Genomic DNA, 6,283 nt, shown 5'->3' on the forward strand with positions numbered 1-6,283 from the left:
TAAAAAATTTCCTTTAATTATTTATAGTGTTTATTATAGGAAAAACTTATTGTTTATTCAAGTTACATTGATTTTTTTGAATATTCTAAATAAAATCTAAAAAAAATAGTGCAACTTTTTTTTACATCAAGTGTCAAACTGTATATATCAAAAATCTATAAGGGTTTAAGAAAATGTTAGAAAGATTTATTTCAATTGATCCGGAGAAAGACTATACATACGAAGAACTTCGTAAAAATTTTAAAATTAATATTCCGGAAAATTTCAATTACTCTTTCGACGTAATTGATGAATTCGCAAAGAATGAACCTGAAAGAAAGGCAATCGTATGGTGTGATGACCATGGTGGAGAAGAAATAATTACTTTTGGCAGGCTTGCAAAAGAAGTTAATAAAACAGCTAATTATCTTGCATCATTTGGTGTTGGAAAAGGTGACAGGGTAATGCTTATTTTGCGAAGAAGATACGAAGTGTATTTCTTTTTTCTTGCCATTCATAAACTTGGTGCAATTGTAATTCCGGCAACAAATATGCTTTTAACGAAAGATCTTGTTTACCGTAATAATGCTGCAGAAGTAAATGTGATTGTTTCTTTTGATGATAAGGTTCAGGATGAAATTGAAGCTGCTTTACCAGGTTCTCCCAGTGTGAAAACTTTAATCACTGTTGGTAACGATAGAGCTGGCTGGCATAATTTCCATAAAGGGTATGAGGCTTTTCCTGATACATATACACGAAGGGATATTTGTCCTGGCGGTAAAGATCCTATGCTTTTGTATTTTACGAGTGGAACTTCAGGTTATCCAAAAATGGTACAGCATTCATATTTTTATCCTTTAGGACATATTTGTACTGCGAAATACTGGCAGCGTGTTGTTGACGGAGGCTTACATTTAAGTATTGCAGAATCCGGCTGGGGAAAATTTGTCTGGGGTAAACTTTATGGTCAGCTTTTGTGTGGTTCAGCTGTATTTACTTATGACATGGACACTTTTGTTCCGGGTAAAGTACTTACAAAAATGGCTCATTATGGGGTTACAACATTCTGTGCACCGCCAACAGTTTACCGTTATCTTATCAGACAGGATTTGTCAAAGTACGATTTATCAAAACTTGTTAACTGTTCAACAGCAGGTGAAGCCTTGAATGGTGAAGTTTATGATCAGTTTTTAAAACAGACAGGTCATAAAATTCATGAAGGCTTCGGTCAGACTGAAACTACACTTACAGTTGGAAATTTTCCTGGTATGGAACCAAAGTCTGGCTCAATGGGAAAACCTGCTCCTGGTTATGATGTTGATATTGTCCGGCCGAATCTTACCAGCTGTGATGCAAATGAACAGGGCGAAATTGTTATCAGATTCGAAAAAGGTCAGCGTCCGTGCGGATTATTTTCCGGATATTATCTCGATGTTTCACTAACGGCAGCTGCTTTTGATAATGGAGTATATCATACAGGTGATGTTGCTTACAAAGATGAAGAAGGTTATTTCTACTTTGTAGGTAGAAATGATGATCTTATAAAAACATCCGGTTATCGTGTAAGTCCGTTTGAAGTAGAATCTTCCCTTCAGAAGCATCCAGCTGTTCTGGAATGTGCGGTTACTGGCGTTGAAGATGAAAAACGCGGTATGGCTGTCAAAGCAACTGTGGTTTTGTGTAAAGGTTTTACTGCTGATAAATCACTTCAGGCTGAGCTGATTGATTTTGTAAAGCATGATACGGCACCTTATAAAGCTCCACGAATTATTGAGTTTGTTGAAGAACTTCCAAAAACAATAAGCGGAAAAATCAGACGTGTCGAAATTCGTAATAAAGATGCTGTTGTAAAAAGTGCAGGAAATGATTAGATTTATTGTATGAGACCAACAATAGCCCGGATTTATCTTGAAAATCTGCGTCATAACCTTAAAGTTATCCGCTCAAAAATACAGAAAGGTGCAAAAATGTGCGTTGCAATCAAGGCTGATGCCTATGGTCACGGCGCAGTACAGTGTGCAAAAGTCGCTCTTGAGTGTGGTGTAGACTATTTTGCCGTTTCAATTATTAACGAAGGACTTCAGCTTCGTGAGGCCGGAATAAAATGCCCGATTCTTGTTTTGAGCCTGTGTTCTCCTGATGAAATGGATCTGCTGGTTGAGCATGATTTAACCCCTCTTGTTTTTGATGAAGAATATATTACAGGAATAGCTGTTTCATGCCTTCGTCTTGGAAAAAAAGAATTTCCTGTCCATTTAGCTGTAGATACCGGCATGGGACGGATAGGCTGTCTTCCGGAAGAAGCTGCATTTTATGCAAAGATGATTGAAGATACGAAAGTTTTGAAGCTCGGAGGTATGTGTACTCATTTTTCGGTTGCGGATTCTCTTGACGCTGATGATATTGAATATTCAAAGACTCAGTTTGAACGTTTTTTATTCGCCACTGAACAGGTAAAAAAACTTGGAATTGATCCTGGAATCCGGCACTGTGCAAATTCAGCATTGACGTTGAATAACCCGGAAATGCATCTTGATATGTGCCGTCCTGGAATTATCTGTTACGGATACTATCCGGGTGATTTGACCAAAGACTATTTTAATAAGAAAAATGACGAAATTGATTTGAAGCCTGTTATGGCACTTGTTTCTAAAGTTGTTGCAATCCGTAAATTTGGTGTAGGTCATTCGATTTCGTATGGCCGCACCTGGACTTCATCACGAGAAACTGATATTGGTGTAATTCCAATAGGCTACGATGACGGCTTGTTCCGAAGGTTCAATCAGCATGAAGGTTCACTTAAAGTTGCAGTTGCAGGAAAGCCGTATCCTGTACGCGGAAGAATCTGCATGGATCAGTGCATGATTGATTTAGGTAAAGAAAGTGATGTTCAGAGATGGGACGACGCTGTAATTTTTGGACCTGAAAACAGCGGCGCACTCCAAAGTGCAGAAGATATTGCCCGTGCTACAAATACGATTTCCTATGAAATTACATGTGGTATATCAAAACGTGTGCCGCGGGTTTATATCGGCTAATATTTTTTTAACTTCAGCTATCAGATAAAATGAACCGGTGACCAGAAGGACAGCTTTTTCTTCACCGGCTTTTTTTATTGATTTTTGAATCTGCATTACAAAATCTTCACTGATTTCACAGTTTATTTGTGTATCATTAAAAGCCTTTGAAAGTGTATTCATGTCTGATTGCTTTACATTTCCAGGTTTTGTTAAAAATACTGAGTCAAATTTATTTTTGAACAGTGGAGCAATATCTTTTGCATCTTTATCTGCAGCGCAGGCAAAAAGAAGTATGCGTTTTCCTTTTTCTTCACCAAAAACCTGTCGGAATGTTTCCATAGTGAATTTAACGCTGTTTACAGTGTGAGCTCCGTCAAGCACGATAAGTGATTTTTCTGATACTGGATTTTTAAGAATTTCAAAACGGGCAGGAAGTTTTGCCTTTGAAAGAGCGCGCTCGATAATATCTTCACTCAGATCCGGAAGTACTGTTTTAACTGCAATTGCTGCAAGAGCTGCATTTTCAGCTTGAAATTTACCTGTCAACTGTAAAGTAGTTTTAATTGGTCTAGAGAAGATTTTTGATGAAAAACTAACAGTCATTAGTGATAAAATATTTTTGTTTTGTAAAGGTGTATTAAAAATTATACTATTTTTATTTAAAAGAATGTTTTTATTATCGTTTACTGTATTAAAATTTATACAATCTGATATTTTTTTTATTTCAAAATACAGGTTATTGATAAAATCTTCTGCAAAAATAACCGGTGAATGTTTTTCTTCTGCGATTTTTTCAAAAACCTTACGAACGGATGGTTGCTGCTTTGCGATAATAACCGGGGTGTTTTCTTTTATTATACCCCCTTTTTCGTATGCAATTTTTTCGAGTGTATCACCTAAAAATTCTGTATGCTCCTTTTCAATAGGTGTGATAACTGAGCAGACCGGTGATATTACATTTGTTGAATCAAGCCGTCCTCCAAGTCCGACTTCGTAAACTGAGTAATCAACTTTTGCCTGGCGGAATGTTAAAAAAGCAAAAAGGGTGACAAGTTCAAACCATGTTACCGGTCTTTCTCCGGGAAGTTCTTCTGTATTGATTTTTTGAACTCCGTCCATGATTTCCTTTACGGCATTATCATAAACTTCATTACTAAACTTACCTTGTGCTGAAGAAACTCGTTCGATAAAATCAAGGATATGAGGGGAAGTGTAAAGTCCTGTCTTGTAGCCGGCTTCGTCTAAAATTGAGGCGATAAAAGTTGATACAGAGCCTTTTCCTTTACTGCCTGCGATATGAAAGCATGGAGCGAAATTTTCAGGGTGCCCGAATTTGTTACAGAAAAAGCGCATTGTATCGAGCCAGAAAATATTTTTTTCAGGTGTCTTTTCGAAATTCAGGTAAGAATCAATCCATGATTCAAGTTTTGTAATGGAATCAATTTTTTTCATGATGATATAGTATAGCGAATTTAAAAATTAAAGTCGCTATAAACTTTTTATATCTTATTGACCAATAAGCCATTAAAATGATATTATTAATGTCAACCCCTTGAATCTGCGTATGCGGATTCCAAATGTCCATAAGGAGAACATACACACATGAAAAAGTATGAACTCATGACTATCTATCCTACAGAGGAAGAGAAGTTCAAAGACGGCTCAGAAAAAGTAAAGGCCGTTCTCGCACAGTTCGGTGCATCAATCGAAAAAGAGGAGTCTTACGGAGACCGTGACCTCGCTTACGAAATCAATCGTCTTAAACGCGGTCGTTTCGTTCTTTTCACAGTTAAAGCAAATCCTGCTAAAATCGTTGAAATCAACACTCAGTTCCGCTTGAACAACAACCTGCTCAAGTCTCTCTTTGTTAAACTTGACGACAAAGAAGCAAAATAACTGATTTGCAAATTCACTTCACATTCTGGAGGTTAAAATGACTGACATCAATACTGTAACAATTGTAGGACGTCTTACACGTGATTTAAACGGCAGTGATCAGCGTGAATATGCTTTCACTCCAAACGGTCAGGCTCGTGCCAATATCAGCATTGCTGTCAACCGAAGCCGTAAACAGGGTGATCAGTGGATTGATGAAGCAAATTTTTTTAATGTCACAATCTGGGGCAAAACAGCCGAAAATCTTCTTCCATATCTTAAAAAAGGAAAGCAGATTTGTGTAGAAGGCTACCTCAAACAGGATCGCTGGCAGGACAAAACTACAGGGCAGACACGAAGTAATGTTTCAATTGTTGCAAACAATGTGCAGCTTTTAGGTGGAAATTCAGGTAATGGCGGCTCTCAGCCGTCCGGGGGTTACACACCGAATTTCCAGAGACAGTCGCAGGGCAATACATTTGCTCCAAGCCCGGTTTCTGAATCTTCCTACGACGATCAGAGTTTTGGTGCTCCGCAGGATGGCGGATTCCCGGAAGACATTCCATTTTAATTTATTAGGAGAACACTATGTCAGACGAAGTTACAAACGAAGTCGAACTTAAAGTAGATACTCAGAGCGCATCTGAAGGCCGTGACGGCGAAGAAAAAGGTGCTCGTGGTAAAGGTAAAACTTTCTTCCGAAAAAAGGTTTGCCGTTTCTGTGCTAACAAAGCAAAAATTGATTATAAAGATGCAGACTCTCTTAAACGCTTTACAACAGAGCGCGGTAAGATTCTTCCTCGCCGCATCACAGGTACCTGTGCAAAACATCAGCGTGAACTCACAGTAGCTATCAAACGCGCACGCAACATCTGCTTGTTGCCATTCGTAACAGAGTAAGGGAGGGGTAAAATGAAAGTTATTCTTTATACAGATGTAAAACACCTCGGAGAAATGGGTGATGTAAAAAATGTTGCTAACGGATATGCTCGCAACTTCCTTTTTCCACACATGTATGCTGTTCCATATAATGACCAGACTGTAGCTTACTTCGAATCACGCAAAGAAGAAATCGAAGCACGCAAGGAGCAGAAACGTAAGGATTCAGCTTCTCTCAAAGATAAACTTGAAGCTCTTACAGTTGCTCTCAAAATGCCGGCTGCAGCAAACGGAAAACTTTTTGGTTCAGTTTCTGCTCTTACAGTAGCTGACTATCTTTCTAAAAACGGTTTTGATATCGAACGCAAGAAGATTGAAATTCCTGGTAACACTATTAAATCTGTTGGTAACTACCACTGTACAATTCATCTCTACGAAGCTACAACAGCAGAAGTAAAAATTGCTGTAGAAGCTGAAATTGATGAAACTGCTGCAAAAAAGGAAACTTCTAAAAAAGCTGAAAAAGCTAA

General features: G+C 38.0%; 7 protein-coding genes. 6 read left to right on the top strand and 1 reads right to left on the bottom strand.

Annotation, left to right across the window (positions count from 1 at the left end; translation table 11 throughout):
• Window positions 1–173 precede the first annotated feature (173 nt).
• Together ACKI5B_RS07885 and alr are read left to right on the top strand one after the other, a co-directional pair.
• Window positions 174–1,850, top strand: a complete 1,677-nt coding sequence (locus ACKI5B_RS07885) for an AMP-binding protein (protein WP_407427514.1) — start codon at window positions 174–176, stop codon at window positions 1,848–1,850.
• 9 nt (window positions 1,851–1,859) lie between these two features.
• Window positions 1,860–3,017 (top strand): alanine racemase, encoded by a 1,158-nt coding sequence (alr, locus tag ACKI5B_RS07890; protein ID WP_407427516.1) that lies wholly within the window; start codon window positions 1,860–1,862, stop codon window positions 3,015–3,017.
• On the opposite strand, the gene ACKI5B_RS07895 is transcribed toward alr, so the two are convergent.
• Entirely contained in the window at window positions 2,985–4,451 is a 1,467-nt protein-coding gene (locus ACKI5B_RS07895; protein ID WP_407427518.1) for a bifunctional folylpolyglutamate synthase/dihydrofolate synthase, read from the bottom strand. The genes alr and ACKI5B_RS07895 overlap by 33 nt on opposite strands.
• Window positions 4,452–4,601: 150 nt before the next feature.
• Here ACKI5B_RS07895 and rpsF point away from each other — a divergent pair, with 150 nt between their 5' ends.
• From rpsF to rplI, 4 genes are all read left to right on the top strand, one after another.
• Entirely contained in the window at window positions 4,602–4,895 is a 294-nt protein-coding gene (gene rpsF, locus ACKI5B_RS07900; protein ID WP_407427520.1) for a 30S ribosomal protein S6, read from the top strand.
• A gap of 37 nt (window positions 4,896–4,932) precedes the next feature.
• The gene (locus ACKI5B_RS07905; RefSeq protein ID WP_407427522.1) at window positions 4,933–5,445 is read left to right on the top strand and encodes a single-stranded DNA-binding protein; all 513 of its coding nucleotides are present in this window, start codon (window positions 4,933–4,935) and stop codon (window positions 5,443–5,445) included.
• Window positions 5,446–5,462: 17 nt separating this feature from the next.
• Complete coding sequence (gene rpsR / locus ACKI5B_RS07910; RefSeq protein WP_407427524.1) at window positions 5,463–5,774, top strand: 30S ribosomal protein S18; 312 nt, start codon at window positions 5,463–5,465, stop codon at window positions 5,772–5,774.
• A gap of 12 nt (window positions 5,775–5,786) precedes the next feature.
• Window positions 5,787–6,283, top strand: a 497-nt coding sequence (gene rplI, locus ACKI5B_RS07915) for a 50S ribosomal protein L9 (RefSeq protein WP_407427526.1), incomplete at its 3' end; no start/stop codon positions are given.

The sequence above is a fragment of the Treponema sp. genome (assembly GCF_045657965.1).
Taxonomy (GTDB): domain Bacteria; phylum Spirochaetota; class Spirochaetia; order Treponematales; family Treponemataceae; genus Treponema_D.

Bases quoted from the DNA above. Each gene is read 5' to 3' on its own strand.
- alr (WP_407427516.1), top strand. From the start codon at position 1,860: ATGAGACCAACAATAGCCCGGATTTATCTTGAAAATCTGCGTCATAAC.
- rpsR (WP_407427524.1), top strand. From the start codon at position 5,463: ATGTCAGACGAAGTTACAAACGAAGTCGAACTTAAAGTAGATACTCAG.
- ACKI5B_RS07895 (WP_407427518.1), bottom strand. From the start codon at position 4,451: ATGAAAAAAATTGATTCCATTACAAAACTTGAATCATGGATTGATTCT.
- rpsF (WP_407427520.1), top strand. From the start codon at position 4,602: ATGAAAAAGTATGAACTCATGACTATCTATCCTACAGAGGAAGAGAAG.
- ACKI5B_RS07905 (WP_407427522.1), top strand. From the start codon at position 4,933: ATGACTGACATCAATACTGTAACAATTGTAGGACGTCTTACACGTGAT.
- ACKI5B_RS07885 (WP_407427514.1), top strand. From the start codon at position 174: ATGTTAGAAAGATTTATTTCAATTGATCCGGAGAAAGACTATACATAC.